Annotated in this window: 8 protein-coding genes and 1 pseudogene; 6 read left to right on the top strand and 3 right to left on the bottom strand. The window is 69.4% G+C overall.

Annotation, left to right across the window (positions count from 1 at the left end):
• Positions 1 to 216 precede the first annotated feature (216 nt).
• A complete protein-coding gene (locus AB0M65_RS27440; protein ID WP_364033408.1) occupies positions 217 to 12,075 on the top strand; it encodes an amino acid adenylation domain-containing protein in 11,859 nt (3,952 codons plus the stop codon).
• Positions 12,076 to 12,135: 60 nt separating this feature from the next.
• A complete protein-coding gene (locus AB0M65_RS27435) occupies positions 12,136 to 12,636 on the top strand; it encodes an ATP-binding protein (protein ID WP_364033405.1) in 501 nt (166 codons plus the stop codon).
• Between the two features lie 104 nt (positions 12,637 to 12,740).
• Here the strand turns inward: AB0M65_RS27435 and AB0M65_RS27430 are convergent, their stop codons facing one another.
• Positions 12,741 to 13,847 (bottom strand): cytochrome P450, encoded by a 1,107-nt coding sequence (locus AB0M65_RS27430; RefSeq protein WP_364033402.1) that lies wholly within the window; start codon positions 13,845 to 13,847, stop codon positions 12,741 to 12,743.
• Positions 13,848 to 13,933: 86 nt separating this feature from the next.
• Between AB0M65_RS27430 and AB0M65_RS27425 the strand changes: the two genes are divergently transcribed.
• From AB0M65_RS27425 to AB0M65_RS27415, 3 genes are all read left to right on the top strand, one after another.
• The gene (locus AB0M65_RS27425) at positions 13,934 to 14,395 is read left to right on the top strand and encodes a helix-turn-helix domain-containing protein (protein ID WP_364033399.1); all 462 of its coding nucleotides are present in this window, start codon (positions 13,934 to 13,936) and stop codon (positions 14,393 to 14,395) included.
• Between the two features lie 118 nt (positions 14,396 to 14,513).
• Entirely contained in the window at positions 14,514 to 15,110 is a 597-nt protein-coding gene (gene sigK / locus AB0M65_RS27420; protein ID WP_364033396.1) for an ECF RNA polymerase sigma factor SigK, read from the top strand.
• Entirely contained in the window at positions 15,107 to 15,829 is a 723-nt protein-coding gene (locus AB0M65_RS27415; RefSeq protein ID WP_364033393.1) for an anti-sigma factor, read from the top strand. Before sigK ends, AB0M65_RS27415 begins: the two co-directional genes overlap by 4 nt.
• Before the next feature lie 20 nt (positions 15,830 to 15,849).
• On the opposite strand, the pseudogene AB0M65_RS27410 reads toward AB0M65_RS27415, so the two are convergent.
• A pseudogene (locus AB0M65_RS27410) lies at positions 15,850 to 15,999 on the bottom strand (Asp23/Gls24 family envelope stress response protein); the annotation flags it as partial.
• 230 nt (positions 16,000 to 16,229) lie between these two features.
• On the opposite strand from AB0M65_RS27410, the gene AB0M65_RS27405 reads away from it, so the two are divergent.
• Entirely contained in the window at positions 16,230 to 17,453 is a 1,224-nt protein-coding gene (locus AB0M65_RS27405) for an alkaline phosphatase (protein WP_364033390.1), read from the top strand.
• A gap of 23 nt (positions 17,454 to 17,476) precedes the next feature.
• On the opposite strand, the gene AB0M65_RS27400 is transcribed toward AB0M65_RS27405, so the two are convergent.
• Positions 17,477 to 18,742: a preprotein translocase subunit SecY gene (locus AB0M65_RS27400; RefSeq protein WP_364033387.1), complete on the bottom strand. Its 1,266-nt coding sequence runs from the start codon at positions 18,740 to 18,742 to the stop codon at positions 17,477 to 17,479.
• Positions 18,743 to 19,145 lie beyond the last annotated feature (403 nt).

Here is a 19,145-nt window from a genome sequence, read left to right as displayed (position 1 = left end):
CTGGCGGTGCGCCGCCGGGAGTACATGAAGGCCCCTTCCTTGCGCCTAGGTACAGGAAGGGGACCTTCACGTACTTGCGGCGCAGCCACGGAGCCCCGCGGCTGCCAATAGGGCGTAGCGGGAGCCCGGCGTCTTGACCATGACGTCCTGTCGACCGGACGCTGGAAGCAGGGGTTGCTTCGTCTTAAGGGGATGGTCGGTTTGTGTTCTCCGCGAGTGTCGTCGGCGCAGAAAGCCGTGTGGCTGGCGCAGAATCTGGCGCCCGAGAGGCCGAACACCATCTCCGCCCGGTGGATCGCCGACGGGCCGGTCGAACCGTCCAGAATGGACACCGCGCTCCGGATCGCCTTCGGGGAGGCGAGAACCGCGCTGGTCAACTTCGAGGAAGCCGCGGGCGGGTTGCGCCTGGTGCCTCGCGCACTCGGTGACTGGAAGCCGGTTTACGCCGACGTCAGCGGCGAGTCCGACCCGGAAGCCGCGGCGCGGGAGCAAATCGCGAACCTCGAACGGCGGCCGGTCGATTTGGCGCGGGATCGGCTCTTCGACGCGGCGCTGATCAAGATCGCCGAGTCCCGGTTCGCGCTCGTGGTGGCCTTCCATCACATCGTGACCGACGGCTACGGCATGATCCGCCTCTTCTCGCGCCGCGTCGCCGAGATCTACACGGCGCTCTCCGATGGCGAACCGGTGCCCGAGTCGTCCGTGTCCAGTGAGCCCGCCGTGGCCGACGAGACCGCGGAGGACGACGCCGCATTCTGGCGGGAGCACCTCGCCGAGGTTCCGGCGGCGGTCCGGCTTCCCGGCGAGCGGGGGACGACGCAGGCTCACCACACCGTGTCCGTGGCGCGCGACGTCGTGGACACCTGGACCGGCGCGGTCCCCCTGACCACACTCCTGACCGCGGGTGCCGCGGCCTTCTTCCGCCAGTTCGCCGGTCAGCCGAAGTTCACGTTCTCCATGACGTCGGCGAACCGGCCCGGCCCGCTGAAGAAGACCTACGGCCTGCGCGCGAACATCGTGCCGATCCACGCGGAGGTGCCGGTCGCGTCCAGTGTCCTCGACGTCGCCGAATCCGTGGCCGCCGAGATGAAGGCCGTTTTCGCGCACGCCGCGTACGACGTCTCCCTGTCGACGCGCGAACAGGGCTCGATCACCGGCCGGTTCGGGCCCAACCTGAACCTGATGCTGTTCTCCCACGAGCTGGATTTCGGCGGTAGCAAGGCTTTCTTCGCCGGTTCCGCGGCGGGCGCGATCGACGGCCTGATGATCTTGATGTACTTCGACGGCCGTCCGGACAGCGACCTCTACATCGAGGTCGGCGCCGACGACACCTACCGCGAACAGGACGTCGAGTTCTACGCGACCAGGCTGGCGGCATTCCTCCAGGCCGCGTTGGCCGATCCCGGGCGCCCGATCGCCTCCGTGGATCTGCTGGCGGAGAATGAAAACGCCTGGTTTCGCGAGGCCAACGACACCGCGACGCCGACGCCGACGCTGACCGTGCCCGGGTTGTTCGAGCGGCAGGCGGCCGCGACGCCGGACAGTGTGGCCGTGGTGTGCGGCGACGTCACCTGGACCTACGCCGAGGTGCGGGACCGTACGGACGCCGTGGCCCGGGCCCTCGCCGAACGCGGCGTCGGCCGGGGTTCCTTGGTGGGGCTGGCGTTGTCGCGGACGGCGGAGCTGGTTCCCGGATTGCTGGGCGTGCTGAAGTCCGGCGCCGGGTATGTGCCGATCGATCCGAAGTACCCGAGCAAACGGCTGGACGTCATCCTGTCCGACGCCCGCCCGCAGGTGATCCTCACCGACGCCGGAGCACAGGATGTCTTGCCGCGCAACGACATCCCGCGTGTCCTGCTGGAGGAGATCGACTTCTCGGCGGCAGAGCCCGTCGTGTGCCCCGCGCTCCCGGCCGACCTCGCGTACGTGATGTACACGTCCGGCTCCACCGGACGGCCGAAGGGCGTGGCCATCACTCACGCGGGCGTCGTCAACGGTGTCTCGCGGCTCGCACCCGCGGTCGGAATCGGTGCGGGAACGCGGACGCTGGCGGCCACGTCGGTCAACTTCGACGTCTCGGTCTTCGAGATCGTCACCACGCTCGCGCACGGTGGCAGCGTCGAGGTGGTGCCGGACGTCCTCGCGATCGGCGACCGCGGTGGCTGGACCGGGAGCGTCGTCAGCACGGTGCCGTCGGTCTTCGCCGAACTCGTCGACCAGCTGCGCGACCGGATCGACATCGAAACCGTCGTTTTCGCCGGTGAGGCGCTGACCTCCGAACTCGTCGCCAAGGTGAACGAGACGCTCCCCGGTGTGCGGGTCGTGAACGCCTACGGCCAGACGGAATCCTTCTACGCCACAATCTTCGAAGGCGACGGCGAGGGGGTTGTGCCGATCGGGACGCCGCTCGGCAACATGCGGACCTACGTCCTCGGCCCTGGTCTGAAGCCGGTGCCGCCGGGCATGGTGGGCGAGTTGTACGTCGCCGGCGAGGTGGCGCGCGGATATCACGGACGTCCCGCGCTGACGGCGGAAAGGTTCGTCGCGGATCCGTTCGGCCCGGCCGGGCACCGCATGTACCGCACCGGCGACCTCGCCCGCTGGTCCGGCGGCAGGCTCGACTACGCCGGTCGAGCGGACGACCAGGTCAAGGTACGCGGGTTCCGCATCGAACCCGCCGAGGTCGAAGCGGCGCTCACCGCGCACCCCGGCGTCGCAAGGGCCGCCGTCCTCGTCCGGGAAAAGCGGCTGGTCGGGTACGTCGTACCCACTGGTTCCGGGATCACCGGTACCGAAGCGGACCTGACCGCCGGGGTCACCGCCGGTGAGCTGCGGACTTTCGCCGCGGCGAGGCTCCCCGAGTTCATGGTCCCGGCGAACTTCGTGGTCCTCGACCGGTTCCCGCTGGCCCCCAACGGGAAGCTCGATCGGGCGGCGCTGCCCGATCCGGAGGCGGCCGTCGGTGAATACCGTGCGCCGCGCTCGCCCGTCGAGGACGCCCTCGCCAAGGTCTACGCCGCGGTCCTCGGCGTGGACCGGGTCGGCATTGACGACGACTTCTTCACCGCGGGCGGTGACAGCATCCGCTCGATCCAGGTCGTCACCCGCGCCAGGGCGGCCGGGGTCGAAGTGAGCCCCCGCCAGGTGTTCGAGTGCCGCACGGTCGCCGAACTGGCCGAGGTTGCCCGCCGGGACACCGGCGTCCGGCGCCTCGACGAACTCGACGGCGGCGGGATCGGCTGGCTGCCGCTGCCTCCGATCGCCCACCACCTGAACGAACTCGGCGGTGAGTACGACCGGTTCTCGATGGCGATGCTGGCCGTCCTGCCCGAGGGGATCGACGCCGACGGCCTCGTCCGGACGATCGCGGCCGTTCTCGACCGGCACGATCTGCTCCGGTCGAGGCTCGTGCCCGACGGTCTGGTGACCGGGCCGCCCGGTTCGGTCGACGCCGCCTCGCTCCTGCGTCACGTGGAAACCGAGGAGGTCGCGGCGGAACTGGACGTGGCGGCCGGGATGCTCGACCCCGCGGCCGGGGTGATGGCACGGTTCGTCTGGTTCGACCCCCCGTCCGGTGCCGGGCGGCTGCTGATCGTGCTGCACCACCTCGTCGTCGACGGCGTCTCCTGGCGGATCTTGCTGCCCGACTTCGCCGCCGCCTGGAAGCAGGAGCTTCCGCCGGTGGGCACGTCGGCACGCCGCTGGGCGCACGCCCTCGTCGAAGAGGCGGCCAAGCCGGAGCGGGTCGGCGAACTCGCCCAGTGGAAGGCAATAGTGGAGGGTCCGGACCCGGAGCTGGGTTCGCGTCCGTTCGATCCCGCGCGTGATCTCGCGTCCACAGTGGACACCGTCGCCGTCCGGTTGCCGGTGGCGGAAACGAAGGCGCTGCTCACCGCGCTTCCGGCCGCGTTCCGTGCCGGAGTCGACGACGGCCTGCTGGCCGCGCTCGCCCTCGCCGTCGCCAAGTGGCGCGAGAAGCGCGGCGTGGACGAGACGACCGCGGTCATCCGGCTGGAGGGACACGGCCGGGAACAGGAGATCGTGCCCGGCGCGGACCTTTCCCGTACGGTCGGCTGGTTCACCAGTATGTATCCGGTCCGCCTCGACCTGACCGGGATCGACCTCGACAATGCCTTCGACGGCGGGAGGGCCGCCGGTGACGCCGTCAAGGCGGTCAAGGAACAACTGCGTGCCCTGCCGGACAAGGGCATCGGGTACGGCTTGCTGCGCCATCTGAACCCCGAGACCGGGCCGGTGCTGGCACGGCATCCGTCGGGGCAGATCGGGTTCAACTATCTCGGCCGGTTCCCGGCGCAGTCCGGGGAACCGTGGACGCAGGCGAGTGGGCTCACCGATCTCGTCGCGGCACCGGATCCGACGCGGCCCGCACTGTCCACTGTGGAAATCAACGCGCTGGTCGACAGATCGAACATCGTGGCACACTTCGGTTTCCCCACCGGACTGCTGACCCGCGAAGACGTCCAGGAACTCGCCGACCTCTGGTGTCAGGCCCTGACCGGGCTGGCGGGCCACGTCGCCGGGCAGGGGGCGGGCGGCCTGACGCCGTCCGATCTGCCGCTGGTTTCGGTGTCGCAGAAGGAACTGGAGAAGTGGGAGCGGACGTATCCGGGGCTCGCCGACGTCTGGCCGTCGACCCCGTTGCAGTCCGGGCTCCTCTTCCATTCGATGCTGGCCGACACCGCGTACGACGCCTATCTGATGCAACTCGCGTTTCACGTGTCCGGCCCGGTCGATTCGGCGCGAATGCGTGCCGCCGGACAAGCGATCCTCGACCGGTACGCCGGATTGCGGACGGCGTTCGTGGCCGGCGGCACCAGCGATCTGGTCCAGCTGGTGCTCGACGACGTCGAATTGCCTTGGCGAGAGGTCGATCTCCGGCAAAACGAGGGTGCGCTGGAGAGAGTGCTCGACGAGGATCACGCCACGCCGTTCGACCTCGCGCGGCCGCCGATGCTGCGGATGACCTTGGTGCGGCTCGCGGACGAGCGGTCCGAACTGGTGCTCACCGCGCATCACGCGCTCTTCGACGGCTGGTCGCTCCCGCTGCTGATGGAGGATCTGCTCCGGCTCTACAGCGGCTCGGCCCTCCCGGACGTCCGCGGCTTCCGTGACTTCCTGGCGTGGCGGGCACGGCAGGACCACGCCGAGGCCGCTCGCGCCTGGGCCGCCGAACTGGACGGTGTCGACGAACCGACTTTGCTCGCCCCCGCCGGACTGTCCGGAAAGGACGGTGTCGGCCAGGTCGAGGTGCCGCTACCCGAGGGCGGTCCGGCTGGGCTGACGCGCCGCGCGGCCGAACTCGGTGTCACGGTCAACACGCTGATCCAAGGCGCCTGGTCCGTCCTGTTGGGACAGCTGACCGGACGGCGCGACGTCGTCTTCGGCGCCACCGTCTCGGGTCGCCCGTCGGCGCTGCCGGGGGTGGCCTCGATCGTCGGGTTGTTCATCAACACCGTGCCGGTGCGGGTCGAGACGTCACCGCACGAGACGTTCGCGGAGCTGCTGACCGGATTGCAGCGCCGTCAGGCCGCGCTGCTCGACCACCACCATCACGGGCTGAGCGAGATCCAGCAGGCGACCGGATTGCCGACCTTGTTCGACACGCTGGTCGTCTTCGAGTCCTACCCGATCGACCGCGCCGGGCTGTCCGACGCCGGTACGACCGCCGGGATCGCGTTCACCGGTGTCCGGCCGCGCTCCGGCACCCACTATCCGCTGACCGTGCTCGCCGCCGCAGACCCGCATCCCCGGCTTTCCTTGCAGCACCAGCACGGCCTCTTCACTCCGGACGCGGCAACGGCAATCGCCGGCCGGCTCGCACGCGTCCTGCGTCTGCTGGTGGCCGAACCCCACGCCAGGATCGCGACCGTCGACGTCCTCGCCGCGGCGGAACGGAACCGGCTGGACGAGCACAACGACACCGCCGAGCCGACCCCGGCGGCCACGATCCACGGCTTGTTCGAGCGGCAGGCGACGGCGACACCCGACGCGGTCGCGGTCGTCTGCGAGGGTGAGAGCTGGACGTACGCGGAGGTGGACGCGCGGGCGAATCGCCTGGCGCGCCGGCTCGCCGGACACGGTGCCCGGCCGGAAACGGTGGTCGGGGTGGCCGTGGAAAGGTCGGCCGATCTGGTCGCCGGACTGCTCGGGGTGCTGAAGTCCGGAGCGGCGTACCTGCCGATCGATCCCCGGTATCCCAGCGCGCGGCTGGCGCAGGCCCTCACCGACGCGCGGCCGGACCTGATCGTCACCACTGCCGATGCCGCGGCGGTGCTGCCCGAGGACGCGACGCCGCTGTACCTGGACGACCACGGTCCCGAGCGCGAGCCGGAAGCGGCACAGCCGGGAAATCTCGCCTACGTGCTCTACACCTCCGGCTCGACGGGTACTCCCAAGGGCGTCGCCATCACACACGACTGCGTCGTCAACGGCGTGCTGCGGATGGCACCCGTCGTGGGCATGGCGCCAGGAGTGCGGCTGTTCGCCGGGACCTCGATCAACTTCGACGTCTCCGTCTTCGAGATCTTCACCGCGTTGTGCCACGGCGGAACGGTCGAGATCGCCCGTGACGTCCTCGCGCTGGGCGAACGAGGCGGCTGGCACGGAGGCGTGATCTCCACCGTGCCGTCCGTCTTCGCCGAACTGGTGGACGAACTCGCCGGAAAGACCACTGTGGACACCGTCGTGTTCGCGGGGGAAGCACTGCCGTCGTCCCTGGTCCGCCGGGTGCGGTCGGCGTTCCCCGGTATCCGGGTCGTCAACGCCTACGGGCAGACGGAATCCTTCTACGCCAGTGCTTTCCTGGCCGGTGACGGCGACGCGGCCGCCGTTCCGATCGGGACGCCGCTGGGTAACATGCGTGCCTATGTGCTCGGCCCGGGACTGCGGCCGGTGCCGGAAGGCGTCGCCGGGGAGCTGTACGTCGCCGGTCTCGTCGGCCGCGGCTACCACGGCCGGTCCGGGCAGACGGCGGAACGGTTCGTCGCCGATCCCTTCGCCACGCCGGGTTCGCGGATGTACCGGACCGGTGACCTCGCCCGCTGGACCGGGGACGGCCTCGAATACGCGGGCCGGAGCGACAACCAGGTCAAGGTGCGGGGATTCCGGATCGAGCCGGGCGAGGTCGAGGCCGCGCTCACCGCGTATCCCGGCGTCGACCAGGCCGCCGTCGTCGCCATCGACGGCAAGCGGCTGGCCGGGTACGTCGTGCCCGCGGACGTCGACCTGACCGGGTTGCGTGATTTCGCAGCCGGGCGCCTGCCGGAGTTCATGGTCCCGTCGGGCCTGGTCGCGCTCGACCGGCTTCCGCTGTCCGCCAACGGGAAACTGGACCGCAAGGCACTGCCTGAGCCGGACTTCGCGGCCGGCGAGTACCGGGCGCCGAGGACGACCGAGGAGGCCGTGCTCGCCGCCTTGTTCGCCGACGTGCTTGGCCTGGACCGGGCCGGTATCGACGACGACTTCTTCGACCTCGGCGGGCATTCACTGCTGGCGACCCGGTTGGTCGGCAAGGCGCGTGGTGTGCTCGGCGTCGAACTGAAGGTGCGTGACCTGTTCGACGCGCCGACGGTTGCCGCGCTGGCGCGACGGCTGACCGGCGCGGACTCCGCGAGCAGGCCACTCGGCCGCCATCCGAGGCCCGGCGTGGTCCCGCTTTCCTCGGCGCAGCTACGGCTTTGGTACCTGCAGCAGCTCGACGGCATCGGGCACGCCTACAACATGGTCTGGAGCCTGCGCCTGACCGGACGTCTCGATCGCGTGGCGCTGCGGGCCGCACTCGCCGACGTCGCGGACAGGCACGAAGTCCTGCGGACGGTGTTCCCGCACGACGGCGGGGTCCCGAGCCAGGTCGTCCTCCCCGTGGCGGCACCGGAATTCGACGTGGTGCCCACCACGGAAGCCGAGTTGCCGTCGAAGATCGCCGACGCGGCGGCGTACGAATTCTTCCTCAGCTGCGAGACACCCTTGCGGGTGACCCTGTTCGAACTCGGCCCGGAAACCCAGGTCCTATGCGGGGTCTATCACCATATCGCCGGTGACGGCTGGTCGCAGGCACTGTTCTTCCGTGATCTTTCCAAGGCGTACGCGGCCCGGATCGAAGGGACGGCGCCCGCGTGGCCGCCGCTTCCGGTGCAGTACGCGGATTACACGCTGTGGCAGCGCGCCCGGCTCGGCGCGGAAAGCGATCCCGGCAGCCTGTTCGGCAGGCAGCTCGCGTACTGGCGGACCGCGCTGACGGAGCTGCCGTCGGAGCTCACGCTGCCCGCCGACCGGCCGCGTCCCGACGTCGCGACTTACCGGGGTGAACTGGCGACCTTCACCTGGCCCGCCGAGGTCCACCGCGCGCTCGCCGGTCTCGCCAGTGAAACCGGGACGACGCTGTTCATGGTGCTGCAGGCCGGACTCGCCGCGTTGCTCACCAGAATGGGTGCGGGCACCGACATCCCGATCGGCAGCCCCATCGCCGGCCGCACCGACGAGGCACTCGCGGATCTCGTCGGCTGCTTCCTGAACACCTTGGTGCTGCGGACCGATACCTCCGGCGACCCGTCGTTCCGTGCTCTGCTCGGGCAGGTGCGGGAGACCGTGCTGGCCGCGTACGACCACCAGGACGTGCCGTTCGAGCGGCTGGTCGACGTGCTCAAACCCGAACGTTCCCAGTCCCGGCACCCGTTGTTCCAGGTGATGCTGACCGTGCAGAACACCGAACGGCCGGTGTTTTCGCTGCCGGGGCTGGACGTCCGGCCGGAGCCGGTGGAATGGAACACCGCCAAACTCGACCTGTCACTCGAATTCGCCGAAGAGGACGGCGGTCTGACCGGCCGGGCCAACTACAGCACCGATGTCTTCGACGGTGACACCGTGCTGAGCTTGATGGACCGCCTCCGGCACGCGCTCGTGGCGTGGGCAGCCGACCCGTCGAGCCGGATCGGCGACGTTGAACTGACCACAAAGGACGAACGTGCCCGGCTCGTGAACCGGGTGCCAGCCGAGCAGGGCCGGGGCGTCACGCTGCCCGAACTGTTCGAAGCGCGGGCAGCGGCGGCACCGGACAGCGTGGCGGTGGTCTGTGATGGGCTTTCCTTGACCTACCGGGAACTCGACGTCCGCGCGAACCGGCTCGCCAGGTTGCTGATCGAGCGCGGGGTCCGTGCGGAGAGCCGGGCCGGATTGCTGCTCCCGCGTTCCCTCGACCTCGTCGTCGCCGTCCTCGGGGTGCTCAAGGCGGGCGGCGCGTACGTGCCGATCGACCCGGACTACCCCGCCGAGCGGATCGAGTACGTGCTCGCCGACGCGCGGCCGGACGTCGTCGTCTCGGCCACCACCGTCGCCGAATCACTCGCGTATTCCGGTGCACCGCTGGAGGAACGCCTTGCCACGCCGGACAATCCCGCCTATGCCATCTACACCTCGGGCTCCACGGGGCAGCCGAAGGGCGTCCTGGTGACGCACCGGAACGTGGCCCGGCTCTTCGACACCACGGCGACGTCGTTCGGCTTCGACGAGAACGACGTATGGACGTTGTTCCACTCCTACGCCTTCGACTTCTCCGTGTGGGAACTGTGGGGATCCTTGCTGCACGGCGGAAAGCTCGTCGTCGTGCCCCGCGAGATCACCCGGTCCCCGGCGGAGTTCGTCCGGCTGGTGCGGGAACAGCGGGTGACCGTGCTGAACCAGACGCCGTCGGCGTTCTCGCAGTTCATCGCCGCCGACCGGGAAACACCCGGCGAGAACTCCTTGCGCTACGTCGTTTTCGGCGGCGAGGCGCTGAAACTAGCCAGGCTGGCGAACTGGTACGAGGCGCATCCGGCCGGTCCGGCACTGGTGAACATGTACGGCATCACCGAGACGACCGTGCACGTCACGCATCAGGAACTCGGCCGCGAATTGTGCGCGACGGAGCCAGGAAGCCTGATCGGGTCGGCACTTCCGGACCTGCGGGTCCATCTCCTCGACGAGAAACTGCGGCCGGTGCCACCGGGGGTGCGGGCAGAGCTGTACGTCGCCGGTGCGGGACTGGCGCGCGGCTACCTCGGCCGTCCCGGTCTGACCGCGAGCCGGTTCGTCGCCGATCCGTTCGGCGACGGCCTGATGTACCGCAGTGGCGACGTCGCCCGGTGGCGCGCCGACGGGACGCTCGAATATCACGGCCGTGCCGACGACCAGGTCAAGATCCGCGGCTTCCGTATCGAACCGGGGGAGATCGAGGCCGCCGCCGCAGTGCATCCGGCCGTCGCCCACGCCACGGTGGTGGTCCGCGAGGACGAACCGGGTGTCCGGCGGCTTGTCGGTTACGTCGTCCCGGCGGACGGCGAGCAACCGCGTGACCTCCGTGAGTTCGTCGCGAAGACACTGCCCGCGCATATGGTGCCCGCCGCGTTCGTCGTGCTGGACCGGCTGCCGTTGACGGTCAACGGGAAGCTCGACCGCGAAGCCTTGCCCGCCCCCGATTTCGAGCGGGCCACCGCGGGCAGAGCACCGAGGACCGACGCCGAACGGATCCTTTGCGGCGTGTTCTCCGAGGTCCTCGGCGTGCGGCGGGTCGGCATCGACGACAGCTTCTTCGACCTCGGCGGGGACAGCATCGTCTCCGTGCGCCTGGTGAGCGAGGCCAGGGCGGCCGGGCTGGAGATCACCCCGCGTGACGTCCTGACCGAACACACCGTGCTCGGGCTGGCGGCGGTCGCCCGGCCGCTGTCGGCCGGACCCGGCGACGAAGTGGCGGATCTCGTCGGCGAGACCGGCCTGACCCCGATCGTCGCGCGGCTGGCCGAACTCGGCGGGCCGATCGAGGAGTACCACCTTGCCATGCTGGTCCGCACCCCGGCCGGACTCCGCCGGAGCGAACTGGTGGCCGCGCTCGACGTCCTGCTCGAACGGCACGGTGCCCTCCGCGCGAAACTCAAGCGGGATCACGGTTTGGCGCTCGAAGTGACCAAACCGGACTTCGGCGACGCGGCCGCGCTCCTGCGCCGGGTCACCGGGTCCACTGTGGACTCGGAAGCACTCGCCGCCCGGCGACGGCTCGACCCCGAGGCGGGGACGATGCTTCAGGCGGTGTGGTTCGAGGACTCGGAAAGGCTCCTGCTCGTCGCCCATCACCTGGTGATCGACGCGATGTCGTGGCGGGTCCTGCTGGAAGAACTCGGCACGGTCTGTGACGCCATCCGAGTGGGCGTGGAACCGGAACTCCCCCCACCCGCGACGTCGTTCTGGGCCTGGTCGCGGGACCTGGCCGATCGGTCGACGAGCCAGGAACGGATCGCGGAGCTTCCATTGTGGACGGACATCCTCCGTCGGCCGAACCCGAGGATCGAACGCCGTCCGCTCGATCCGGACCGCGACACCGTGTCGTCGTTGCGTACCTTCGGGCTTTCGCTGCCGACGGAGCTGACCCGTTCGTTGCTCACCACCGTCCCGGCCGCTTTCTCTTGCGGGGCACACGATGCGCTCTACACCGCGCTGGCGCTGGCGTTCGCCCGGTGGCGTGGTACTACCGGCGTGCTGGTGGATCTGCAAGGGCACGGCCGGAACCCGGTCTCCGGCCGGACGGACACCTCGCGCACGGTCGGCTGGCTGGTCAACGTCTTCCCGGCGTGGTTCGACACGGGCGACGTCGGCTGGGACGACGTCCTCGCCGGGCGTGACCTCGGCAAAGCCGTGGGGCGGGTGCGAGACCAGTTGCGGGCGTTGCCGGACAGCGGGCTCGGTTACGGAATGTTGCGCTACCTCAACCCGGACACGGCGCCGAGGCTCGCGGCACTGACGCCGCCGCGGCTGAAGTTCAACTACCTCGGCCGGTTCACCGCCGCCGGCCAGAACCGGAACTGGCTGCCCCTCGCCGACGCGCCGACGATCATGGGTGGTGGCAGCGAACCAGGGATGCGGGTTTCGCACGTCCTGGAAGCCAGTCTGTGGATCGTCGATCATCCCGAGGGACCCGAACTGGTGTCCTATTGGGGCTGGGTGGCGGGGTTGCTTGCCGAGGAAGAGGTCCGTGACCTGGCTGGGCTCTGGCGTACCGCGGTGGAGGCGATCGTCGAGGCGGCTTGAGTCCATCACCGGATGGGGTGGCATGATGCGTGCTCGCACGTCGACGAGGAAGGCCTTGGTTTGAGCGCGCGCACTTCCCAGGTGGACGATCTCCGGCTGGTGGCACAACCGAATGCCGTGTTGTGCTCCGAGCTCTTCGTCCGTCTCATCTTGTCGGATTGGTCCTTGCGGCCGTTGCTCGATCAGGCGAAGACCGCCGCCGCCAAACTGGTGGGCGCGCTCGTCGACGCGGCCGACCCGAAGACGCCCCCGTTCCTGACGCTGAGATTGCGGCTGAAGGCCGACGTGCTGGTCATCGAGGTCGATCACGACCTCGATCGGCTGGCCGCGCCGACGCCCGCGGCGGGCGAGCGAACCGGCGTGGTGCCATGCGAGACCGGCGGTGTGACCACCTGGTGCGAACTGCCGCTGCCCGGTGGCCTGTCCGCCGGACAGGTACAGCTGCCGCGCCGGGGCGACCGCCGGACACTGGTGGACGAGCCCGTCTCCGGTGCACCCGTCGGCGCCGATCCCGAAGTACTGGAGCGGCTTTTGTCCCGGCTGAGCGGCTGGTCCGGCTGATCTTCGTGTGAGGATCCGGGTTATGGGGACTGTGTGGATGTCGGCGCGTTAGACGATCCAAAATCCACACAGTCCCGCACGACAGTCCCTGTCACCCGGGACCACTAGCCGTGTAAGCGCACCGGCAGGCTGGTGAGCCGCGTGCCCTGGATGCCGCCGAGGAACGACTGCCGGAGTTCGGCGTACGGCATCGCGAGCCGGGCACGGGGGAAGTCCGTGCGCAAGACCGCCGCCGCCGCCCGCAGTTCGAGCTGCGCGAGCTGGGCGCCGACGCAGAAATGCGGTCCCGCACCGAAGGTCAGGTCCGGGCCCGGCTTCCGCGCCGGGTCGGTGTTGATGCCCTGGATGTCGACGAGCACCGGTGCCCCGGCGGGGAGCCGGATCCCGGCGAGGTCGAGTTCCGTGGTGGTGAACCGCCAGAGGGTGAACGGCGCGGGTGGGTGCTCCCGAAGCGTTTCGCGGACCAGGCGTTCCTCGGGGTCGGTGTCCCCGTCGAGGAGCCGCGCGATCAGGAAGCCGAGTGACGCGTCGGTGGTCAGTTGCCCGGCGAAGATCAACGAGAACAGGTGATACCGCAGGTCGTCCTCGGACGACCCGGACGGGAGCTGGTCGCGTAGTTCCGTCGCGAGCCCGTTCCGGTTGGGTGTCAGTCCCGCGGCGGCCAGATCCGCGAGTGCGGCGATGGCCTTGCCCTGTGCGCCCGGCTCGGGGTCGGACATGCGGCGGCAGGCGTCGACGGCGGCGTCGAGCAGGTGGAGCGGGATGCCGAGCAGGTCGAGCAGCACGGTGAGCGGGAAGCGGGTGGAGAAGCCGTCCATGAGGTCGACGGTTTCGCCGCCGAGGTCCGTCAGCAGTACGCGGGCGATCTGGTGGATCCGGTCCGACTGTGCCTGGATCCGTTTGGCGCTCAGCAGCGGAGCGTGCGCTCGCCGCAATGCCGTGTGATCCTGGCCGTCCAGTGTGGTGAGGGACGGCTGTTCGGCGGCGGTTTGTTCGAGCCCGGTCCAGCCTTCGGGGGCGAACGCGGGATCCTTGGCGATCCGCGAATCGGACAGGACCTGGCGGGCCAGTTTCTCCTCGGTGACGATCCAGGCACTGCCGCTCTGCGGGGCGGCCACTTCGACCACGGGGCCGGCGGCACGCAGCGCGGGGCGGACGGGGTCGGGTTCGGTGATACCGCGGGTCGTCGCGGCGAACGGGTCGGGGAGCAAGACAACTCCTTCATGAGAAAGTAGCTTCATGGTGAAGGTATATTCGCGGCCGGTAGGTTGTCAAAACACCTACTCGAGGAGGTTCGGTGGAGGATCGGGTCACGTCGTTGCTGGACGGCCTCCGGAGCTTCGGCGCGAACTACACCGAGTTCACCCGCCGGTTCGCGAACTGGCTCGGCCTGCACGCCACCGACGCGGCCGCGCTCGTGGAGATCCTCTACGCGGAGGACACCGGCTCACCGCTTTCCCCGGCCCGGCTCGGCGAACGCATCTCGCTGACCTCCGGCGCGACCACGAACCTGCTGAACCGGCTGGAGAGCCTCGGCTACGTGGTCCGGACCCGGGAGAACACCGACCGGCGGGTGGTGACCCTGCGCAGCGGCCCCGACATCCAGGGACCCGCGCGGGAGTTCTTCGGGCCGTTCAGCGCCGGACTCGCGGCGCTGGTGGCGGCGTACCCGGCCGAGGAGATCGAGCGCTTCGAGTCATTCCTGCGGCATCTGCGGTCCACAATGGACGACGTGCTGGCCGAGCAGGGCGGTTCCTGAAGCACGCCCGTTCGGGTGGGTTCCACCACCGGACCAGTCCAGGCACGCGTCGGCACCGAATCCCTCAAGACGCCGGGAAACCGCGTATCCGGGCGTCGGGTGAGGTGGAGGCAGCTTGATGGTCGAGGGTGTACGGACGAGTCCGCGTGAAAACGGCGGCACCGGGGCGGAGCCTGCCGGAGCGAGCCTGATGCAACGGGTCGCGGCCGGGGACGAGAAGGCGTTCGCCGACCTGTACGACGTCGTCGCGGGACCGGTGTGGGGTGTGGTGAACCGGGTCGTCCGCAACGGCACGTTCGCGGAGGAGGTGACCCAGGAGGTCCTGGTGGAGGTCTGGCGGACCGCGGCCCGGTTCAAACCGGGCAAGGGCAGCACGCTGGCCTGGGTGCTCACCATCGCGCATCGGCGGGCGGTGGACCGGGTCCGTTCGCATCAGGCCGCGCTCGACCGGGACGACAAGGCGGGCAGACTCGATTTCCGGCGCCCGTTCGACGAGGTCGCCGAGTCGACCATCGCCAATCTGGAACAGGAGCGGGTCCGCCAGTGTCTTAAGGCACTGACCGATCTGCAACGCGAATCCGTCGTGCTCGCTTATTACAACGGTTACACCTACCCGGAGGTCGCGGAGGTGCTCGACACCGCGCCCGGCACGGTGAAGACACGCATCCGCGACGGCCTGATCCGGCTGCGTGACTGTCTGGGGGTGGGGCAATGACCGCGGAACTGCACACACTGACCGGGGCGTACGCCGTGGACGCCGTCCCGGAAGTGGAGGCCGCGGCGTTCAAACGGCACCTGCGGGGCTGCGACGCCTGCCGCCAGGAGGTCCAGGAACTGCGGGAGACCGCGGCCCGGCTGGGCACGGCCGTCACCGGCACGCCGCCGCCGGGATTGCGGGAAGTCACGCTCGTCCAGGTTTCCCATACCCGCCAATGGCCACCGCTGGTCGCGGCGGTCCGGCGCGCCGAGCCGTCGAAGAAGCCGTCCGTGCGGATCGCGTTGTGGAGTGCGGCGGCCGCCGCCGTCGGGGCGCTGGTGTTCGGCCTGGCGACCACGACCACCGAGCCGGGCGCGGATCCCGCCCAGCAGCAGCTCGCTTCGGTGAACTCGGTGCTCACCGCGCCCGACGCCGCCACGGTGAAGGGAGCCGTGCCCGGTACGGCCACGGTGGTGACGTCGCAGAGCCAGGGCAAGGTCGTCGTACTGGCAGGCGAGCTGCCGCCGCTGGCACCCGGCCGGGTCTATCAGGTCTGGCTCATCGGGGCGAGCGGCGTGCATTCGGCCGGACTGCTCACCCCGGACGGTCCACATCGGACTCGTCCGATCCTCGCGGATCTGCCGGGGCGGATCGACCGGGTCGGCATCACCGCCGAACCCCTTGGCGGTTCGCGGACACCGTCCACCCCGGCCGTCGCGATGATCGACCTGGCATAGAGACCGATGGCGTGTGGTCCGGCGCCGCCGCCCAGCGCGTGGACGCCGGTGATCTCACGGGTCGCGAGGCCCGCGACCTTCTGCACGACGGTGTCGGCGATCGTGGTCACGCCCTGAGTGGAGACGAGTGCGCCGTTCTCGGCGGCGGAGTTCGAGTTCGCCTTGGCTGTTCGTCATCGCTGTCTCCTCGATTCGGATTTCCTTGGCTTTCCGGGAAGTTCGCGGGTTCCCCCGTTCGCTGCCACGTCTGAGAGACCCAGCGGCGGCAAGACCGTCACGACCCGATCGTGGGGTCTGGATCGTCAGCGTCCGGGGGTATGTCTTCCAGATAGCCTTCGGGCCGCCTCTCGCCTTCTCGTGGATTCTCTGTTAGGAAAGGTTCCTAACTAATGGAGGCGAGATGCGCGTACGTGGTCTGGCGGCGGCGACGGTGTTGGTGGTCCTGTGCGGTGGCTCGGCCGCCGTCGCGCGGACGACGGCGGAGGCCGGGGCGCCGGTGGCGCGCAACATCATCTATCTCCAGGGTGACGGGCTGGGCCTGGGGCAACGGGACCTGCTGCGGCTCGCGCTCAAGGGCAAACACGGCGACCTCGCGATGGACGACCTCCCGGTCACCGGTCTCGTGCGGACGTCGTCGGACGATCCCGACGAGATCGTCACCGATTCGGCGGCGGCGGCCACCGCGCTCGCGACCGGGCACAAGACGCGCAACGGCGCCGTCGGCGTCGACGTCCACGGCCGGCCGCTGGAAACGATCCTCGAACGGGCGAAACGGGCGGGGAAGTCGACCGGCCTGGTCACCACCGCGCAGGTGACGGGTGCGTCGCCGGCGGCGTTCGCGGCGCATGTGCCCAGCCGGGATTCGCAGAGTGACATCGCGAAGCAGTACATCGAGAACAGCCGTCCCGACGTCCTGCTCGGCGGCGGTGAGGACTGGTGGTACCCGAAGGGCAACCCGGGTCTCTGGCCGGACAAACCGGGGGAGGAGAGCCGCAGCCCGTACGGCAACCTGGTCGAACGTGCGCAGCGGACGGGCTACACGTATGTGCGTGACGGCGACGAGCTGCGGGACACGCGGGCGAACCGGATCCTCGGCCTGTTCGCGAACGAGGACATGGTCGACTACGGACCGGACGGCGTCGGCAAGTACGCACCGAGGGTCCCGCTGCGGCAGATGGCGCGTAAGGCGCTGGACACCCTGTCGAAGAACCCGCGCGGCTTCTTCCTGTTCCTGGAGGAGGAAGGCACCGACGGGATGTCGCACGAGAACAACGCGCACGGCGTGATCGACGCCGGTCGCGCACTCGACGCGACGGTCGCCGAGGTCCTGCGGTTCGTCCGCGCGAATCCGGACACGCTGGTGATCATCGGCGGCGACCATGAGACGGGTGGCCTGAACATCGAGAACTACGATTCTTCGGAAACCGGCCCCGGACATGAGGATCAGGACGGCCCGTTCGACGTCCCCGGCTCGAAGCTCCGGTTCACCGTGGACTGGACGACGCACGACCACACCGGCGCCGACACCCCGGTCACCGCCGAAGGCCCCGGTGCCGCCCGATTGGGTGGCACCGTCGAGAACACCGACGTCTATCAGGTGATGCGAGCCGCCGGCCGGTTCTGAGCGTGCGGGTGCCCCCGGCGCGGTCAGCGAAGAACGGGTCCGTAGTGCTTTTGCAGGCGTAGTTCGTTGACCTGCCGTGTGGTGTCGAGCGTGACACTGACGAGGAACACGAGGACCACCTGCAGGATCACGCCGCCGAAGGGCAATCTCGGGCTCGCGTTCAGCAAGGCGAGCCCGAGTACCGGAAGCAACGCGATCACTCCCGAGTAGACCGCTCCGAGGGCGCCGATCCGATGATGCACGTAGCCGAGATAGTCGGCGGTCGGGCTGCCTGGACGGATTCCGGGGACGAAGCCACCCACGCGCACCAGTTCGCGCGAAACCTGGTCGACGTCCAGCGTCCCCGCCGCCCTGATGAAGGCGAAGAGACAGACGAGGACGAAGTAGACCGCGATCCGCCCAGGACTTCCCTCGTCGCGCAGCCGGGATCCGGTCCACTCGAACCAGGTCACGGTGGGCCAGAGTTCCGTCGCCAGCACCGGCAAGGAGAGCAGCACCGCGGCGAGAACGGCCGGACTGTTCGCTTGCGAGATCCGAAGGGGGACGTAGGACGAAGTTCCGCCGTAGGCCCGCATGCCGATCATCCGTTTGGCGTACTGCACCGAAATACGGCGCTGGGCCTGCGCGACGACGATCGTGGCCACCATGACCGACAGCGCCACGACGGTCATGACCGCGATGGCGGCCCAGCCCTTCGTTTCGTACAGGCGCGGCACCTCCGCCGACAGCACCGCCACGACCTGCGCCAGCAGCAGGATCCGGACGCCGTCACCGAATCCCCGGTCGGTGATCACCTCGGCCAGCCGCAGGACCAGCGCGGTGCCCGCGGTCAGGCACGTCACGACGACGGTGACGGCGAGAACTCCGTGGTCGTCGAGGACTTCCCGGCCTCGGAACACGACCACGCCGACAGCGCCCAAGAGACCGAGCCCGACGGTGAGCCGCCGCCGGTACCGCGTCAGGAGACGCGCGCCCGCCTCACCTTCGGCCCGGAGCGCGGCCAGCCGCGGGATCAGGACGGTCAGCGTGCGCAGCAGGAAAGGCGCGGCCAGACAAGGAAGAACGCCGAACGCGAAGACCGGAAGGGTGAACAGCCCGCCTCCGGTGAGAAGGCCGAGTATCCAGCGCACCGGGTCGTCTGCCGGGAAAGTTCCTTCCAGCGCACGGACCTTCAGATGAGGAGCAGGCAAGCCCTGTCCGAGCCGGAACACCACGACCACCACCAAGGTGACCAGAATCCGGCGGCGGAGAGACCCCTTGCCCACCACGCGCTCGGCGCTGTCGTTCATGGGGATCAGGCTAGGGACGGCGGATGAAAATCCGATGACACCGCTCAGGTGGTCAGGGCGAGTCACGCTCGGTCAGGCGCGTGGCCGGTCCCCTTGTTGTCTTTGAGGGGTAAGGCAAACGTGACCTCCCGGTCGGGGGGCGTGAGTGGTGATTCGGGTTGAACCAAGAGCTACTGGATTTGGCTGCGAGGCTGATCGCAGGCCCGGTCTGTGCAGGCTTCCTTGCCCACCCTGAAGGCAGTAAGGAGGCTTCGCTACCTTCAGGACTGCCGCACCAGCAGGCACAGCGGGGGTCGCGCGTGAAGGACTCCTTGAGGGGTAAGGCAAACGTGACCTCCCGGTCGGGGGGCGTGAGTGGTGATTCGGGTTGAACCAAGAGCTACTGGATTTGGCTGCGAGGCTG

This window comes from Amycolatopsis sp. NPDC051071 (genome assembly GCF_040682875.1).
Lineage (GTDB): Bacteria > Actinomycetota > Actinomycetes > Mycobacteriales > Pseudonocardiaceae > Amycolatopsis.
Note: the sequence above shows the minus strand (reverse complement) of the source record. Positions and strands in the feature narration are given on the sequence as shown.